This is a genomic window from Phycicoccus jejuensis (assembly GCF_000720925.1).
In the GTDB taxonomy this organism is placed as follows: domain Bacteria; phylum Actinomycetota; class Actinomycetes; order Actinomycetales; family Dermatophilaceae; genus Phycicoccus; species Phycicoccus jejuensis.
Window position 1 is genome coordinate 1 of sequence record NZ_JOEE01000013.1, and the last position, 15,984, is coordinate 15,984.

Here is a 15,984-nt window from a genome sequence, read left to right on the forward strand (position 1 = left end):
CCGCAAGACCCTCGGATGGAAGACACCCGCCGAAGCCCTCGACGAGCTACTGTCCCAACATCATTCAGTCGGTGTTGCGACCACCGGTTGAGTCCGGTCAGTACACCTCGTGGGTCTTCGGTCACCGCCTGCGCGACGCCGGCCTGCTCGGCTCGATGGGCCGGGTCGCCTCGTCAGTGGACAACGCCCTCATCGAGTCGTTCTGGTCCACCATGCAGCGCGAGCTGCTCGACCGCCGCCCCTGGACCTCACGCGTGGAGCTGGCCGCGGCGATCTTCGAATGGATCGAAGGCTGGTACAACCCCCGCCGGCGGCACTCCACCCTGGGGTACCTGTCCCCGCACGAGTACGAAGCCCTTCACACCGCCGCCATCACCGCGGCATGATCACCACACCGAAACTGTCCGGGAAACCGGGTCAGGCTCCGGGGCGCGTTAGGAGCGCGAGTTTGGCGAAGTCGGATCGGCGGCGAGCCGGTTGGGCGCTCAGCTTCACTTCGACGACGATTAGGTTGGGCGTCTCACTTCTTGGGGGGTCGGCGCTGACTAGGCGCTCGTGGAATACCAGATCGGGGATGAACAAGCGCTATGTCGGGGTTGCTGTCGGCTCGTCATTTGCCGGCTTAGGGCCCGGCGGGGCGATGTAGGGCTTGATGACCCTTCGAGACTTCGCCATGGCCCCTGCCCGGCTGTACTCCACGTCCCACGTGTGGGCATTGAGCGCTGGGGGCGCGTCGCGGTCTCTCGAAGAGCCGCACAAGATGCGAGTGCAGTCGTGCCACGACGCCACGTTCGGTGGTGGCCACGATCGGGCCCGCTCCTTGTAAAGGGTGCTAAGGGCGTTGGAGATCCGTTGCAGCAGGATAGTTTCGAGCTGGTTGCGCGGTGGGGGAAGCGATCCACACTGCATGATCGCACCGACCGCGCGGCTTGCGAGCGCACCTCGATTTCCGCTGTGCAGGGACCGACCACCAGTACATGGGGACCCGCCCAGCCCATGGCGCCAATTTCCTCCCGCTGATGAGCGCACGTCCATTCGTAGGCAGCGGCAGCCACGAGCATGCTGGCGAACAGGCGCCAGGAAGGAGCCTCCTGATCAGGCCGCCTGACCCAAACGCTCACCAATCGGTGCAGCTGTCCCCCGGAGGCGGTCGTGCCGTCGATCTCGGACTCGTTGGTCAATCCAGAGGTCATGTCGGGTGCTTGCCCGCGAGGCGTTGCTGGACGCCAACCCCCGCGCGCAGCTTGCTCTTCCACTTCATTTCGCCAACGGCGTAGTGTCTGCTCTCATGGTGAGAACTCAGAGCGAAGCGCGGGCGGCGACCGGCGGACCCCAGTCGTCGAGACCCGCCCGTGTCGACGGCACGCCGGCGTATAGAGGGCTACACTCAAGGCTTCGACTCACGCTGGGGTGTTCTGGCGTGGATGGGCGGGTCTCGTGATGTGGTGGCGAAAGGTGCGCCCCGCGGCGCAAGGGGGGGAGGTGGTGGTCCTAGCCAGGGCGCTTGCAGAGGATCTGAGCCTGCTCGCTCGGCAGGGGCGTGCGCCTTCTGTGGGCTTGGCCGAGAGCGCAAAAATGCTGGCGGCGATGGCGACGGTCTCTGTCGCACGCGAGGGGGGCATACTCAACGTCCACCTTGTGGCGGGCCAGGTCGAGGATGTCGTCTCGCGTCTGGCGTGGCTGATCGCCGATACCCAACGGCGCGGGGGGAAGGTGGGTGACGAGGTCATCGAGCTTGTATGGGAGTTGTCAACCATGGTCGAGGAGCTGGTTGATGGCCTTCGGCCCGAAGGTCAGCAGCGTCGATTCTGATCGGGGTCTCTCTCAGGCGGCGAGGGCCCGAGCAGCATCGGTGTCCAACGCCTTCGCCAACTCTCGCATCGAAGGTTCGGCCTCCGCGCACCCCTGCGCGGCGTGGGTAGCGTTGATCACCGAGGATGGCGCCCCGGGTGATTCAGAGCGTCGCAAAGCGCTTGCAGGCGCATCTGAGGACATGTCAGCCGAGCCAGAGCTCTTTGGCTACTTCGCTCAGGGAGTGATTGTGTAGACGGCTATCCGTCTAGTCTGTGCGCATGACAGGCGATCGCAAGATGGCAGTTGGGCAGATGCTGCTTGGAGGGGCGCTGCGTGCACGTCGGTTGGAGCTTGGCTGGGGCCTGAGTGACATGGTGGAACGGACCGGGATGTCGATGAGCTTTATCTCCGAGGTCGAACGCGGCCGCAAGACGCTTTCGCTGGAATCGCTCGTCGTCTTCGCCGGGGCGCTGGAGCTGACGGTGGTCGAACTGCTCACGGGCGTCTACCCGTTCGACGATGTGCGCGAACCGAAGGTTGTGGAGCCGCCCCTAGACGGTCGTATCGCCCGCTGGCAGCAGGGCAGCATCTAGCCCCGCGGCGTAGGCGAGCCTGCTTCACCCGCCACTCCCGACGCCAGAGCTTCGGTGAGGGGCGGGAGGCGGACGGTTAAGGGACGGTTTCTCAGTCTTCGTCGGGCTCAACGGGAATTCCGCCGAGGTGGCGGGCGCAGTCCAGGCAGCCGGTCAAGGCGCCGTACGCCCGTGTGGCGTCACGTCCGTGGGGACACGGCTTATCGAGGTCGGCGAAGACCGCGTGCACGGCCGGCGCGATGTCGTGCACCGTGCGGGACTGGTCGGCCGCGAGGAGAGTGTGGGCCAGGGGGAGTGCGTGCCCTGGAAACGCGACCCCGGCTTCGGCCAGCCGAGTGAGGCGCTGATCCTCCGCGAACCTTCGGCGGTCATGGGCCGTCAATACTCGATTCCAGCTGGCTGACTGCTGCACTCGTCGCTGCAGGCTCGCCGTGCGACCCAAGGCGTCGCCAACCTCCTGCCATGCGCACAGCGAGACGACCGCGGCATGCCAGGACGGATCAGTCCACAAGGTGCGCAGGCTCTGCCGCGCGCATCGTAGGACTTCACTGTGGTGGCTCACGTACGTCGAATCTGCGATCTGCTGCCGCTGGCGCTCGCCCAGATGGAGGTTGATGCGGCGGCTCCACTCACCATCGGCCTCAAGGGGGTGGTCCACGGAGAAGAGGTAGCTCGAACGGCCGACCGAGATGTCGCCACCGACGCGCAAGACGAGCACGCGGCTGAGGCTGATGGTCACGGGGAAGTGCTGGCCCAGCACCTCCACGAAAGCCTCGGGGTACAGCGTGGGTAGCGGCAGCATCATCATGCAGCCGCACCGTCGCAACATGCCGTGGCCGCGCAATCGCCTACGGACCGGCAGGCGCACGGCGTCGCCCCTCGAGCAGTTCCAGCTTTGCAGAGAGCCCAGCCGACGGAGTCTCGAGCGCAGCGCGCATTATTCGCCCCTTGCGTAGTATTACAGCCGTGCATCACCGTCCCCATGGCTGCGGCGTTCAGGGGCGCGCCCTCTCGGGTCCGTGTGTATAGAGGACTGCACGCTGTGGCATGGGCGCATGTCCTCCCCGCCGCGACGTGCCGGAGCCCGGCGCGGGGTGCTCTCGCGTGAGGTGCGCCAGGCGTTGCGCGCCGAGACCAGGCGCCTGGACGACATGAGCGACCCACTGCGACAGGCGAAAGCCGTCGGTGACTTCTTCGCTGCCTTGGACGGCGAGCTGGAGGCGGTGGCGATAGTGCGGCTCCAGGCGGTGCGCGAGCTGCGAGCCATGGGCTGGTCCTATGACCGGATCGCGCGGGAGACGGGCCTGTCGAAAGGCCGCGTCGCGCAACTGGTGAGGGACCCGCGCGGACGATGAGTGGGCCGGTTCAGCTCACGAGCCGGAGCCAGAGGATCATGTGTCCGACTCACCCGTGATCGGGCGAACTGGCAGGGGCGGCTCTGGTGGGGAGGTCGGACCCGAGCCGGTCGCCCAGGGTCGAATGGACAGGGCCGCTCGCGTGTCGACGACAACAGTCAGCTCTGGTCGCCCCACTGCGCGACATACGAAGCTGGCAGTCCCGTCCAGACAGGGCCACAGCAGAACCTCCTCGACTCGCCAATGCGCCTGCGAGGGTTCTGTGATTGCTTGAGAGAGAGCGGTCCGGAGGTATGTGCGGGCATCCAGGTTGAGGATGTGCAGCGAGCTTGCATCTCGGATGGCCCAGCTGCCTGTCATCCCGGGGGTCAGATGGCTGACCGGTGCCGGGCCGCCAGGTGAGCTCTGGGGGAGTGGTGAGAGCCGCTCGAGGTGGTCCACCGGCGTGGTGGTTCGGACGGTGCTGGTCCCGTCTGCGCGGACGACGAGAACCAATGAAAGCGACTCTCCGATGCCGATCGGGCCCCACGCCTGCAGTGGCAGCACCTCGTCGTCTCGTCGTAAGTGGGCGGCCGGCCATGCAAGGCCCGGCTCCGTGCGTCGTGAACGCGTGACGGTCAGTGCATCCAGGTCCAGCTGGTAGACGGCGCTCTGGGTTTGTACCAGCCAGCGACCGGCCATCGGCATGAGGCGCAGACGTTCGGGCTTGGGGGGCGGGGGAGGCTGCATGGTGCTAGCTGACCTGCTGGATCGCGATGATGGTTGCGCTCTGGCGCCACTGCTCGGTCGACTCGTCAAGGGGGTCGTGGCAGGTGAGGTAGCTGACCCGGCCGACGCGTGGCCAGCGCAGCACCTGATGGATCTGTAGGGGCCTGCCGTCGTAGGCCATGGCTGTCGCGGATGGTCCCGGCAGCCGGGTGTAGGTGTTGGCGTCAAGGTCCCAGAGGTGGGTCGAGGTCAGCGTCCGGACAGCCCACGCTCCGCCTGCGCTGCGGGCGAGCGGCGACTCCTGGAACACCTCAGGCTCCACCCGCGTGAGACGCCGCACGCGAGCGGTGATGTGCTCCCGATGGGCATCGCCACACCCCAGCAATAAGGAGAGCTCCCTACCGGGCGTCATCGGCCCGTGCTCGAGCAGCCGCAGGACGATGCCGTCCAGCTCTGGTGCCGCTGAGCCGGTTACCGGCCGCCCCCGACGGTCCAGCGCGGGAAGCCGCACCGCTTGCTGCTGCTCGAGGTCGAGCAAGTACAGGGCTGGGTCGGTCAGGACCGCCCAGATGCCGCGTCTTGTCGCCTCAGCCACCCGTTCCCTCCCGACCTCGGTTGTCGCTTGTCCTCCACGCGGCAGCCGGTGTGGCTGCTGTGGAGGGCATCTCGAGCAGCGTCATCACGCCTTTGAGAACTTCAGGCGGCATCCCTGCGACTCGAGCCTGTCGCACGAGGTCGTCCGCCTCTGCGGCGGCGTTGCGTGCTGCCAGTTCGGACTCCACCAGGGCTCCGAGCAGGGCCCAGGCGCGGAAAGCCGTCGCGCGGCGGCCGTCGTGGAAACGGTCGGTGCGGGTCGGTGCCGTCGCCTGCTCCCACGCCGTCGGCTCAGGCACTGGGTAGACGCCTGTGCCGTCGCAGGTTGAGCACGCCGCCCCAGTGAAGTCCTGAGGGCGCAGGAGTGCGGTGATGCGGAACGAGCCGCCGACGATCAGCTCCAAGGTGCAGTCGACGCAGTAGGCGACGTCGGCTTCGGCGGGTCCGCCATCACCGAGGAAGATCCCGACCGCAGCGGCGGGCACGAGGTGGTGGTCCCAGCTCTCACAGTGCCTGGGAGGTGCTGTGTCCTCATGGTGGGGCTTGAACGTGCTCACACCGCTATATTACGCCAACAGCGAAGTGTGAAGGTGCTGGCGCGTCGAGACGGACCGAGAGGGCTTCTTGGGGCGTGGTTTATGTGTGTTCGCGCTCGAGGCAGCCTCGGGGGTCCCGCATGCTCGGTCGATACCGCGTTCGGCTCGCGCCTGGGTGCGGCGACCCCTTCGGGCGGGACCACGGCACGTGCTCGCTGTAGGCGGGGAGGAGCCCGGCATCGCGCCAGCCGAGTCAGCCGATCTCGTTGTCGACGCCAGCTGCGGGGCCGGGCGGACGCGCGTCGCGTCAGTCAGCCTGGGTCGCCTCCGCCTTCTCGCTCCTCCTTGCGGAGCGAGCGAGCCACCACCGGCGCACGGACTGAAAGCACCAAGCACCCTCAGCCACGAGTGCGATGCCGACCAGACCCACCCCGCACACAAGGAGGACCAACGCCGACACGACCCGTACCCCGGACAGGGAGAGCGAGGAGACACCCCCCACGTACGGCGCGAGCGAAAGAGCACCCAAGCCCAGCGCTGCAAGAGCTAGGACCATCGAGTGCAGATCTGGTTCCCTGGCCTTCAAGGCCTCCCGCTCCACGTGCCGCTCGACGACCGTCAGCCACCGTTCGCGCTGGGTTCCGTCCAACATCTGCAGAACCTCGAGTGCACGCTTCGTGGCGTCGTGACGAGCGGCCACGTGACGGGAGGCAACCCATGAGGACACCACGGCAACAGCGATCCCGGAGAGGGCAACCAAGATCGGCTCGGTCGTCGACATGCCGCCATCCTCGCGCAGCGTCCCCACGCTCGCCCATGCCCGCAAGCCCGCGTGTCGGGGACTGCGACTGACGGGCCGACTGCGCACTCGAGGCACACGACCTGTGGCTGATTGACGCGACGTTCCCGCACGGCACCGTTCAGCCCATGACAACACACGCGCACCGCGCCGACCCGTCCATGACCCCCGACTGCCCGCGATGCGGCGAAGCCGAGTACCTGACCAACGTGCAGGAGACCGAGCGCGTCAGCCGCTACGGCATCCTGGGGCGCGACCACGACGGACTGCTCGTCTTCGATGACGAGGTCGTCACTGCCGAGGTGTACCTCGACAACTACCTCGAGTGCGAGCAGTGCGGCTGGCAGGACCGGGGGAGCGACTGGGCTGAGCGCCTTTAGGCCCCCGGGCGGAGTCGTGCCTCCATCGCCAGGTGCAAGCCAGCGAGCGGCGGCTTGCCGAGGCCACAGCAAGAAGGGCATCGTCTCCAAGCTCCGTCACCGACCTTGCGGCTGGCCCGTATCCCCGCCAAGAGCCACTGACGATAATCCTTCAGGCGCGGCCCGTTGCGCGTGCGCCCCGACCCCGGGTGCACCGAAATGGGCTCGTCTGGGTGCCCGGAACCACACCGAGCTCGAACGGCTCGTCTGGGTGCCCGGAACCACACCGAGCTCGAACGGCTCGCCCGGCACTGGGCCGAGAGTCCGTCGCGCTCACCGCGCACCGAGCGCGCACCCCTTTGGGGGGAGGGTCGTCAAGGCCACGAGCCGCTTCTCACCTTTCCGCCGACCGCCAGACAGCTGGGTTGCCCCCATTGATGGGTATCGGTCCTCTTGGAAGAGCGACGGGCGAGGTGGGTTAAGGACCGCGGTCGTGGTGCCCGGGTGAGGGTATCGGTGAACGCGACCAGGTCTTGCACCACGGCGCCACACGGGCCCGACAAGGCTGGGACCCGTGTCCCGCAAAGGGAATTTTCGCCGCGTAGATTGAGGCCGTGCACCATTGCAGCTGTCTCGCAACGAATCACTGCTGAGTTCGGCCTGCTGGCCCGCGTCGTCCGGCGCCTCACCGGCACTACGGATCCTTGGTGAGGGCGGCAGACCCAGACTTGGCAGATGTCGAGCGGATGGAGGGCAGTTCGCGGCGTCGCGGACCCAGCGACTCCGTTGGTGCGCACCAAGCGTCACCCGCTGCCCGGGCCCGTCCGAGGGGCAGGCGGCTGTGGCCACCAACCATGGACCGGGGCTCCCGGGATCGCCCCCGCAACTGGGACCGCTGCGGCGCCAACCCGCCCTCGCGCTGTCGACGCACTCCATGGCGGCCAGCTCATCAGCAAGGTCGGGGACACAGACGCCACTTGCGCGACCACCGGCACCGAGTGCCATGCGGGGGGTCGCGCCCCACTTCGCCTTCGGCGCCGGCATCGTCGACGTGCGGCGCATCAGAAGCTACGGTGTGCCGCGGCCGCCTGAAGTTGGTCGTTCGGCAGGTTCGGGTCCACCCGGCAGGCGGCGAACTGCAGACGTTGGAGAAGATCGGAGGACGGGCTGGCGGGAGTGACCTGCCCGCTGCTGAGGTCCACACGAAGGACGACAGAGCCTTGCCGACTTGGCGCCGAGGGGGCGAGACAGGCCACCACGGCGACGAGCTCCGCCTCGAGACCCCGGCTGAGGCCGACCTTGGGGTTGAGTCGGATGCGGACCGTGCCGTTCTCGGCCGTGCGAGGGGACCGTCCCAGCTGCTCCACCGGTGGCTCACCGGGCGGGTTCGGCACCGGCGCGAGTGCGAAGCCGACCATGGGCGTGCCTTGCGGTGCGGCCTCAATTCCGAGCGTGCCGTCCTTGAGCCGCTTTGTGACTGGCGCACGCGCCAGCTTAGCGGTGCGGGCGAATGCGGGACAGCTGTCCTCGGGCTTGGCCCCGAGCTCCCTCTCCGGCGAGAGCGCGAACAGCTTGGCGGCCGCTACGTAGTCGTCGCGGTGCCGCAAGCGGTACCAGCGGACATCAGGCAGCGGGATCTGGCTGTCCTGGACCGGCTCACCGATGCAGAAGCCGTCCACGCCCACGGCGCACTCGTCAGCGAACCGTCCCGTCAGCGGGTACACGGTCCCGGGTCCCTCTCTAGCGTTCAAGCCCTGACTGCCGGTGCGAGCCGTCATGGCAGCGCCGTTGACGGGTACCCCGTCGCAGCCGGCCAGGTCCAGCTGGGACGGGTACCCCGTCGCAGCCGGCCAGGTCCAGCTGGCGGGGAACGGGGGGCGCGACCAGCCCGACAGCGGTCACGGCCGCGACCGGCACCGCGATGAAGGCTCCGATGGCGTTCGCGCGTGAGACTGGCCGCGGCTGGCCGTCTGAGTGGCCAGCTGACGTGTATCGCTCTCGCCACGCCCATAGAGCGGCCAGCGCCGCCACGCCGACCAGGACGTCGAGCAGCCGTACCGGGTAGAGGGAGAACACGTACCCCTGAAAGACCAGCACGAGCCGAAGAGTGAGCACGGCCAGTGCGCCAAGGAGACCGACGCCTCGGGCCCGGCGAGCGGCAGCCAGAAGCGCGCTGACGAACCCGATGGCGAGCAGCGCCCACAGGGCCGATTCGAACATGTCTGCTCCCCGGATGAGTCAATCAATGGGTTGGCGCCTCGTTGCGCGCTGGCGAGTACCTGCGTGTGGCTGCGTGGCCGTCCCCGTTCAGGACTGGAGACAGGGCGCCGGACATCGATGTGGCGCTGTCGAGCCGTGGAGAGACGCCACTAACCTGGACGAGGTCCAGCGGGCTGGGGCTAGGGCCCGAGCGTGGCTGCCTATCCTGTGTGGCAGGCTCGGGCGCAGTAGTAGCAGCCGTTGACCTGCTGGTGGTAGTTGGAGGCCGCCCGCACCGCTGACAGACAGTTGCCGTGGAAGCCCAGGGCCAACCGGTTGGCCTGAGCCGGCTCGTAGGCGCACCCGGCGGAGAGGTCGTGAACCTCGTGATCGCCGTTGCTCTGTGCGTTCTTGTTGACGCAGTACGCGGGCATCGTGGCCTCCACCTTGTGCGAACCGGCGAGAGTTGCGGTTCGCTTCGCGTCATCGTGGCGGCTGGGGGCCGGCTGGAGGAGGGCCCTGCGGTGTCAGGGGGCGGCCACGGCAGGCATTGACCAGAGTCTGACGACGCCGACGACCACAAACGCGGGTCAGCGCGCCTCTGGCTCAGTGCCTCCGGTGCGTGCCGTGGGAGCTGTAAAGGGGCGGGTTGCGGGTCGACCACATACTTTCCCCATGGCGTAATATAGTGGTGTGGCCTGCCGCCTCCGATTCGTCTGCGCTCAAGGTGAGTGCGCCGAGCCCTTGACCGCGCACCTTCCCGGGCCATGACGCCACGACGCGCCCAGATCGCCGCTGGACCCGGGAGCCCCCGATGAGTCGCCCGCTCACGGGATCGCTGAAGGCTCACGGGGAGGGGTGGAGAGCGAGCCTGCCCGTTGCACGCGGTTCCTCCAAACGGCGATCGAAGACCTTCGCCTCCCTCCCGCAGGCGCAGGCATGGCTGGAGCGCGCTCTGGCGCAGCTTGAGGCGACCGGCACGCTCGCGGACGCCGACCCCTCCAACAAGTCGCGCGGCCGGCACCGCTTCGGACCCATCGCCGGACGCTGGGCAGATGAGTACTACACAGAGCTCCAGCGCGGCGAAGCCGACCGGGAGCTGGCGGTGCGCCGGAGCATCCAGCGCATCGGGTCCTTCATGGACCAGCGCAACCTCGTCATGGAGACGATGACCCGTGAGCACGTCAAGGCGTTGCAAATGCACCTGGTCTCACCGCAGCAGCCACGCTCCGGCGCTGTGCCCGAAGGGCTGGATCCCCGAGCGCACGTGACCATGTCCCAAGCATGCGCCTTGCCCGGAATGGCCTCACGCTCCACGCTCAAGCGCCGCCTGGCTGACGGTGAGCTCATTCCTGCAACCCGCGCCGCAGGCGCCGACCTGTTCTTGGTAGAAGACCTCTACCGGGCGGCAGGAGTGGCCGTCGGGCAGCCCCTGCGACGCGGCCCACGCACCGACGGCCGACTCACAACCGAAGTCGCCCGAGACGTCATGTGGGTCTTCGAGCAGGTGTGCACCTACGCCGCCGACTGCGGAGTCCTCGTCCCCAACGACCGCACCGGACTGCGCATGGTCCGACCCCAGCGCACGGCACCGTCAATACGCATCCCTGTTGAGCTGTCCACGTGCGTCCGGGTCGCGGCACGCCTTCACGTGGTCCACCAAGCCACGCTCTGGCTCACCCGCGTCCTCGGCCTGCGCCTGGGGGAGGCCTACGGACCTCGCGTACGGGACGTGCTACCCCTTGGTCCCGGCGCGGGCTGCGCACTGACCATCCAAGCCCAAGACGGACGAACCTTCCGCCGACGCGACGACAGCGGCAAGATCCACACCGCCACCGGACCATCCCTGCTCAAGAACGAACAGTCATACCGCGTGCTAGTCGCACCGCCGATGCTGGCCGACCTCATCGAAGCCATCATCGCCACCTTCCACACCAACCCCGACGGCACACTGCGAATGGACGCCCGCCTCATCCCTGGGCTGCGCCACGCAGACTCCGGGGGACAATCCTCCTTTCGCGCTGCGCTCACCGCCGCAGCCAAGGCGGAAAAGATCAACGTCAGCGGCGACGTCGCCGACCAGTTCTCGCTGACCCCACACGACATGCGCCGCGCCCTGCTGTCCGACCTAGATCGCAAGGGCCTGCAACGCCGCCGCGTCCAGCGCGTGGCCGGGCACCGCAGCGACGGCACCGTCCTTGCGCGGCACTACCTGCTCGACGACCCGGCGCTACGCCCAGCACGCGAAGCAGCCGACGCCGTCCAGGCCGAGCTGGAGAGCCAGCTGCCACACGGGCTGATGATCCCGACGACGATCCGCTGCACCACCGGCAAACAACCAGCGCTGGCCGCGTGCGCTCACCAGCTCGACACCGAGCTGATGGAGCGAGGGTGGCTGGTTGCACTCGACCAGGACGCGGCAGGAGAACTCATGCTGGAGCCCGTGGCCGCCGCCACCCGACACGGCCTCGCCGCGTCTACGGTACGGCGGTGGGCGCGCCAAGGGCAGGTCCGCACAGCGACCCGACGCGACAGCGCCGGGCGCACACGCACCGTGGTATCCGACGCTGACGTTGAGTCGAAAGCCCGGGGAGCAGCGGTTCCCATGCTGGCCGCCGAGCTGGGCGTCCCGTACCACCAGCTCTACAGGTGGCTGCGCGAACACGATGCGTCGCACGGCCGAGGGGGAGGGGCGCTGACCCTGAGCGAGCAGGACCGGGAGGATGCCCGAGCTCACTTCGACGCTCAGGCTCAGCTGTGGAAGCGGGCAATGCCCTTGTCGGAAAGCGCTGCCTACCTGCGGCAGTCACCGGCGCAGGTGAGCGCGCACATCGCAGCCGGTCGTCTGGTCGAGGATCAGCGCAGCACGGACGGCAGACGCATGGTGACACGCGTGAGCGTGGAGCAACTTCACGTCCAGTGCAGCTCGCCGGCGCAGCGCTGCCTGAGCGTGCAGCAAGCCGCCTCCACGCTCGGCGTTGCCGCTCGAACCGTCCACGACCTGATTCGTGCTGGAAGGCTCGAGCGGGGTAGCGGCCGTCTCGTGACAGTGACCGCTTCGAGCGTTGCCCTCTTCGCGGCTCGCGAGTGCCCGGAGCGGCTTCTGGGACTGGCCTCCGATGGTGAGGCGACGACGTATCGAACCGCGCAAAGGCCGACTCTGGCTGGTTGATTGCCGCAAAGAGGGCTCGGATCACCGTCTGCGTCATGGATGCAGAGACGCCCGCGCAGGCTAGTCCCGACGAGCATGGTCTGCTCGCGTTGTCCTTGGTCGCTGAGCTCATCGGCAGAGACATCAGCACTGTCAAGCGGTGGCTGCGCGAGGGACGCTGGGCCGGCGCGGTTCAGGACGCCTCTGGGCGACGGGCTTGGCGAGTGCCGTTCTCGTCGTTGGTCGAGGCCGGTGATGTCAGTGCCCCGGAGGTTGCCGCCGCGCAGGTGGTCATCCAGCTCAGCCGGGAGCCCAAGGAGATGCACGCCCTGCGCGTTGAGCTGGCTCGAACTCAGGAGCGGCTGCGGGCAGCCGAAGCCCTCGCACGCGAGCGGGCGGAGATGATCGCGCTCCTTCGGTCCGTGATGGCGCTCGACAGCTGACACGACCAGGTCTGTGAGGCCCCGCCACGTCTAGGCGGGCCCCCAGTCATAGACGTGGCCCGCGGAGGCCGATGAGGGATCGGGTGCAGCCACAGGCCCCGTCTTGCGATCACAGATGCTTGCTAGCCGACTGCTCAGGTGCGCCGACACCCTGTGCCGCAGCTCACGAAAGGTACTGCTCAAGTTCATGGAAGCTGACTGGCAGGCGGGCCTCGAATGCCTTCATGATCAACGGCGCGAGCAGGCGACCCAGCCCCGTGGGTTCGAACCGGACGTGCTGGGTGACTTCAGTGCCGGTCGGCACGGCCTGTACGCGATAGGTGTGCGCGAAGCTCCCGAGCGCGATGGGCCCGGCTTTCATCATGACTTTGTGGGTGAACGTCTCGTTCGGCACGACGGCGTCGAAGGTGATGACGGATCGACCCGACTGCTTGAATCGACCTGTCATCACGCTACCTGTCGCAATTGGTTCGGGCGTGGACATCTCTGCCTGTAGGTACAGGCTGTTCCACCGCAGTTGCTCGTCGGGATTGAGTAACGCCGCGTACACCCGACCCACAGGCGCCTCGACGCATGCGGCGCCGGTGACCGTGTAGGCCCTCCGTCGAACTGACATCACAGGCCTCGCGGTCTGACCAGACGGACCGTACGACCGTGAAGAGCCGATGTCCTGGATTGTGGCGTCCGCGGGGCGAAGGTCATGGGACCACTCACTCATAAGGCAGCGATCCGAGCCAATACCTGTTGTCGATCAGCAGAACCTATCCGAGCCAGTTGGCACCTGCTGCTGGCTTCGCGCGCGTGATCCGTACACAACCAACTTCGAGTCGAGGCATGCTGTTACGGGTGGAAACAAACTTTCTTCAGTTGCGGGCGTTCCTCGCTGTGGCCGACGAGCTCCATTTCGGTCGCGCAGCTAAGGAGCTGAACGTGGCGCAGCCTTCGGTGAGTCAGCACGTGGCGCGGCTCGAGCGACAGTTGGGGACGCAACTGTTCCTGCGCGGTCGCGATGGCGTGCGTCTGACTGGCGCGGGTGAAGAGCTTGCCCGAGGCGTCGGACCCGTGCTGCGTCATCTCGACGAGGTCCTCGACGGGTTCGGGCGCCGGCACGCGCGCAGATCAGTACTTCGCGTGGGCACGCTCTCTTCGCTAGCAATGCACTTACTGCCCCGTGCAGCCGCGCAGATCAGGCAATCGTCCGATACTGACCTACGCGAGAGTGGTCTGCCCGCCCTGATCCAGGGTGTGCGTGATGGGTTGCTCGATCTGGGATTCTGCTACTCGACCCGTGACATGGGCACCTTCGACGGACTGAGAGTGCGTGTCTTGGACCGACAACCCGTTACGGTCGCGTTGCCCGATGGCGTTGGCGGTGGGGACGCAGGGCCGATATCCTGGTCAAGCCTCGAGGGGTGTAGCTGGATCATGCCCTCGGCGAGTAGGCAGTACCGCGAGGACATGTTGGGCAGGTTCGAGCGCCACCGAGTCGATGTCACGGTCGTAGCCGAGGCAACCACGCTTGCCTCCCAGCTGGCGCTGGTGAGCGCCGGGATCGGAGGCACCTTCACCTCACCATGGGTGCTAGTTCCCGACGGCGTGAAGGCGATGACCATGCAGGGCGACGAGCACCTCGATCTCCTGGCCATTCATAACGGAGATCTATCTGGCGAGCAGCGCGAGCTGGTGGACACCGTCGCCGAGCTCGCTGCCACGAGCGGCCACAGGGTACCCCGAAGCCGTTGAGGGTGGCCTGGATTGAGTCGGGGTGCAACGAACTCACGCGCGACCCGCATCGATAGGCAACGCATATCGACATTGTGACTTGGACACCCCGTCCAGCTCTGTCGTTGCATGGACGGATGACGAGCTCACGAAACGACTATCGCGCTGAAAAGGTCAGCTTTGTCAGCCATGGACGGCAGCTGAGCGGCGACCTGCTCATCCCTCTCGACATCGACAATACGGTGGCAGCGGTGCCGATCCTTGGGCCGTACTGCTTCGTCAAAGAGCAAGCGCCAATTCAGTACGCCACCCGGCTCGCCCGCGAGGGGTTTGTCGCGCTCGCCTTCGACGCCAGCCACCACGGCGCGAGTGCCGGCGAACCTCGCCGCTTGGAGAACCCGATGACCAAGGTGGCCGACGTGCGCGCGGCACTGGACTATCTAGCGGCGCGGCCCGAAGTTGATGAGGACCGGCTTAGCGCGCTTGGAGTGTGCGAAGGAGCATCAGAGATGCTCCGGGTGGCGGTCGACGATCCCCGCGTGAAGGCCGTAGCGGCGGTCAGTGGGCACTACCGCGACGCCGACAATGACTTGGCCCTTGCCGGTGGCGAGGCGTACGCCGCCGGCGAAATCGGCCGGTCGCAGGTCCAGGACCGACTGGAGGCCCGCCGTGCGCGCGGAGCGGAAGCGCTCAACCTGTTCGAGACGACCGGCGAGGTGAGCTACAACGAGATCGTCGACCCCGATCGTCACGACGTCGCACTCCCATGGCGCATGATCTGGGACTGGTATCACGGCTGGGCCGACCGGGGGCTCTGGGAGAACCGCTACGCCGTGATGAGCGACGTGCCCTACTTCGAGTTCGAGTCCCTGACCGCCGCCGAGCAACTGCAGACTCCCTTATTGATGGTGCATGCCGACCTCAGCGACGGACCCGAGTCGGCGCGCCGGCACTTCGCCGCCGTGCCCGGCACCGACAAGCACCTCGTATGGCAGGGCGAGAACAACCACTTCCAGTACTACGAGGACCCGGTCGTCCTCGACCACGCGACCGGCCTCGCAGCAGACTGGTTCCGTGACCACTCATGACAAACGGCAGCACTGATGATGGTCGCCCCACGAGGAACGTCGACGAGCGCCTACACGGGCTTGTCGACCTCATCGAACAGCGTGACCGCACAGACCCGCTCCGGTGGTTGCGCGAGGAGACCAACGCACACCGACGCCGACACCGGTGCTGGGCCTACCCCTATGACGACGGCACCGTGCTCGGCGCCCTCGTCTCGGCTCTCATGCCGCGACTGGTGCTCGAGCTCGGAACCGCCCTGGGCTACACGGCCTGTTGGTGGGCGAGCCAAGGCGCCGAGGTCGACACCATCGAGAGCGACCACACCCACGTTGAGCTGGCGCGGACGCACATCGACAGAGCCGCGCCACGGGGGCGTGTGCGAGTACACGAAGGCGACTTCGCGGCGGTGAACCTGGCACTTTCGCGGACCTACGATCTGGTGTTCTTCGACGGCTACGAGCCACCGCCCGACGTCTTGACCGCGCTCGGTGCCCGGGTGGCGACCGACGGCATGCTGGTCGTAACCAACCTCGAACTCGACGCAGGGCGTGCGCAAAGTTCAATGCAGCTAGACGAGCAGTGGACCACCCGCATCATCGGGGACCTAGCGCTCTGCGCCCGACAACACAGCTGAGCGAGGACCGCGGGGAGGGCAGGTCTCGG

Annotated in this window: 16 protein-coding genes; 10 read left to right on the plus strand and 6 right to left on the minus strand. The window is 67.3% G+C overall.

Annotation, left to right across the window (positions count from 1 at the left end; translation table 11 throughout):
* Positions 1-212 precede the first annotated feature (212 nt).
* The 3 genes from IG69_RS23320 (at position 213) to IG69_RS21330 (ending at position 2,387) form a co-directional block, all read left to right on the plus strand.
* The gene (locus IG69_RS23320) at positions 213-386 is read left to right on the plus strand and encodes an integrase core domain-containing protein (protein ID WP_425414823.1); all 174 of its coding nucleotides are present in this window, start codon (positions 213-215) and stop codon (positions 384-386) included.
* 1,096 nt (positions 387-1,482) lie between these two features.
* A complete protein-coding gene (locus tag IG69_RS0118355; protein WP_157577719.1) occupies positions 1,483-1,812 on the plus strand; it encodes a hypothetical protein in 330 nt (109 codons plus the stop codon).
* A 260-nt stretch (positions 1,813-2,072) separates the two neighbouring features.
* A complete protein-coding gene (locus tag IG69_RS21330) occupies positions 2,073-2,387 on the plus strand; it encodes a helix-turn-helix domain-containing protein (RefSeq protein ID WP_051750738.1) in 315 nt (104 codons plus the stop codon).
* A 91-nt stretch (positions 2,388-2,478) separates the two neighbouring features.
* Here IG69_RS21330 and IG69_RS0118365 read toward each other — a convergent pair whose 3' ends face one another.
* Entirely contained in the window at positions 2,479-3,195 is a 717-nt protein-coding gene (locus IG69_RS0118365; RefSeq protein ID WP_030529626.1) for a hypothetical protein, read from the minus strand.
* Positions 3,196-3,538: 343 nt separating this feature from the next.
* Here IG69_RS0118365 and IG69_RS0118370 point away from each other — a divergent pair, with 343 nt between their 5' ends.
* Complete coding sequence (locus IG69_RS0118370; protein ID WP_169742104.1) at positions 3,539-3,742, plus strand: helix-turn-helix domain-containing protein; 204 nt, start codon at positions 3,539-3,541, stop codon at positions 3,740-3,742.
* A 733-nt stretch (positions 3,743-4,475) separates the two neighbouring features.
* Here IG69_RS0118370 and IG69_RS0118375 read toward each other — a convergent pair.
* The 3 genes from IG69_RS0118375 to IG69_RS0118385 all read right to left on the minus strand — a co-directional run bounded on the left by IG69_RS0118375 (position 4,476) and on the right by IG69_RS0118385 (position 6,361).
* Positions 4,476-5,045 carry a hypothetical protein gene (locus tag IG69_RS0118375; protein WP_030529628.1) on the minus strand — a complete coding sequence of 190 codons (570 nt, stop codon included), beginning with the start codon at positions 5,043-5,045 and terminating at the stop codon, positions 4,476-4,478.
* Positions 5,038-5,601, minus strand: a complete 564-nt coding sequence (locus IG69_RS0118380) for a hypothetical protein (RefSeq protein ID WP_157577720.1) — start codon at positions 5,599-5,601, stop codon at positions 5,038-5,040. Before IG69_RS0118380 ends, IG69_RS0118375 begins: the two co-directional genes overlap by 8 nt.
* 286 nt (positions 5,602-5,887) lie before the next feature.
* Positions 5,888-6,361, minus strand: a complete 474-nt coding sequence (locus IG69_RS0118385; RefSeq protein WP_030529630.1) for a hypothetical protein — start codon at positions 6,359-6,361, stop codon at positions 5,888-5,890.
* Positions 6,362-6,507: 146 nt separating this feature from the next.
* Between IG69_RS0118385 and IG69_RS0118390 the strand changes: the two genes are divergently transcribed.
* A complete protein-coding gene (locus IG69_RS0118390; protein WP_030529631.1) occupies positions 6,508-6,759 on the plus strand; it encodes a hypothetical protein in 252 nt (83 codons plus the stop codon).
* A gap of 1,040 nt (positions 6,760-7,799) precedes the next feature.
* On the opposite strand, the gene IG69_RS0118395 is transcribed toward IG69_RS0118390, so the two are convergent.
* Positions 7,800-8,462 (minus strand): hypothetical protein, encoded by a 663-nt coding sequence (locus IG69_RS0118395; protein WP_169742105.1) that lies wholly within the window; start codon positions 8,460-8,462, stop codon positions 7,800-7,802.
* Positions 8,463-9,751: 1,289 nt separating this feature from the next.
* On the opposite strand from IG69_RS0118395, the gene IG69_RS0118405 reads away from it, so the two are divergent.
* Positions 9,752-12,109 carry a tyrosine-type recombinase/integrase gene (locus IG69_RS0118405; RefSeq protein ID WP_030529634.1) on the plus strand — a complete coding sequence of 786 codons (2,358 nt, stop codon included), beginning with the start codon at positions 9,752-9,754 and terminating at the stop codon, positions 12,107-12,109.
* A gap of 35 nt (positions 12,110-12,144) precedes the next feature.
* Complete coding sequence (locus IG69_RS0118410) at positions 12,145-12,531, plus strand: hypothetical protein (protein WP_030529635.1); 387 nt, start codon at positions 12,145-12,147, stop codon at positions 12,529-12,531.
* Between the two features lie 163 nt (positions 12,532-12,694).
* On the opposite strand, the gene IG69_RS0118415 is transcribed toward IG69_RS0118410, so the two are convergent.
* Positions 12,695-13,249: an SRPBCC family protein gene (locus tag IG69_RS0118415; protein ID WP_084696930.1), complete on the minus strand. Its 555-nt coding sequence runs from the start codon at positions 13,247-13,249 to the stop codon at positions 12,695-12,697.
* 116 nt (positions 13,250-13,365) lie between these two features.
* On the opposite strand from IG69_RS0118415, the gene IG69_RS21815 reads away from it, so the two are divergent.
* The 3 genes from IG69_RS21815 to IG69_RS21335 all read left to right on the plus strand — a co-directional run bounded on the left by IG69_RS21815 (position 13,366) and on the right by IG69_RS21335 (position 15,955).
* Positions 13,366-14,274: a LysR family transcriptional regulator gene (locus tag IG69_RS21815; RefSeq protein ID WP_084696931.1), complete on the plus strand. Its 909-nt coding sequence runs from the start codon at positions 13,366-13,368 to the stop codon at positions 14,272-14,274.
* 116 nt (positions 14,275-14,390) lie between these two features.
* A complete protein-coding gene (locus IG69_RS0118430) occupies positions 14,391-15,341 on the plus strand; it encodes an alpha/beta hydrolase (protein ID WP_030529639.1) in 951 nt (316 codons plus the stop codon).
* The gene (locus IG69_RS21335; RefSeq protein WP_084696932.1) at positions 15,338-15,955 is read left to right on the plus strand and encodes an O-methyltransferase; all 618 of its coding nucleotides are present in this window, start codon (positions 15,338-15,340) and stop codon (positions 15,953-15,955) included. The genes IG69_RS0118430 and IG69_RS21335 overlap by 4 nt, the downstream gene beginning before the upstream one ends.
* Positions 15,956-15,984: the final 29 nt, after the last annotated feature.

Bases quoted from the DNA above. Each gene is read 5' to 3' on its own strand.
- IG69_RS0118410 (WP_030529635.1), top strand. From the start codon at position 12,145: ATGGATGCAGAGACGCCCGCGCAGGCTAGTCCCGACGAGCATGGTCTG.
- IG69_RS0118415 (WP_084696930.1), bottom strand. From the start codon at position 13,249: ATGAGTGAGTGGTCCCATGACCTTCGCCCCGCGGACGCCACAATCCAG.
- IG69_RS0118370 (WP_169742104.1), top strand. From the start codon at position 3,539: ATGAGCGACCCACTGCGACAGGCGAAAGCCGTCGGTGACTTCTTCGCT.
- IG69_RS23320 (WP_425414823.1), top strand. From the start codon at position 213: ATGCAGCGCGAGCTGCTCGACCGCCGCCCCTGGACCTCACGCGTGGAG.
- IG69_RS0118405 (WP_030529634.1), top strand. From the start codon at position 9,752: ATGAGTCGCCCGCTCACGGGATCGCTGAAGGCTCACGGGGAGGGGTGG.
- IG69_RS21330 (WP_051750738.1), top strand. From the start codon at position 2,073: ATGACAGGCGATCGCAAGATGGCAGTTGGGCAGATGCTGCTTGGAGGG.
- IG69_RS0118390 (WP_030529631.1), top strand. From the start codon at position 6,508: ATGACAACACACGCGCACCGCGCCGACCCGTCCATGACCCCCGACTGC.
- IG69_RS0118385 (WP_030529630.1), bottom strand. From the start codon at position 6,361: ATGTCGACGACCGAGCCGATCTTGGTTGCCCTCTCCGGGATCGCTGTT.
- IG69_RS21815 (WP_084696931.1), top strand. From the start codon at position 13,366: ATGCTGTTACGGGTGGAAACAAACTTTCTTCAGTTGCGGGCGTTCCTC.
- IG69_RS0118430 (WP_030529639.1), top strand. From the start codon at position 14,391: ATGACGAGCTCACGAAACGACTATCGCGCTGAAAAGGTCAGCTTTGTC.
- IG69_RS0118365 (WP_030529626.1), bottom strand. From the start codon at position 3,195: ATGATGATGCTGCCGCTACCCACGCTGTACCCCGAGGCTTTCGTGGAG.
- IG69_RS21335 (WP_084696932.1), top strand. From the start codon at position 15,338: ATGACAAACGGCAGCACTGATGATGGTCGCCCCACGAGGAACGTCGAC.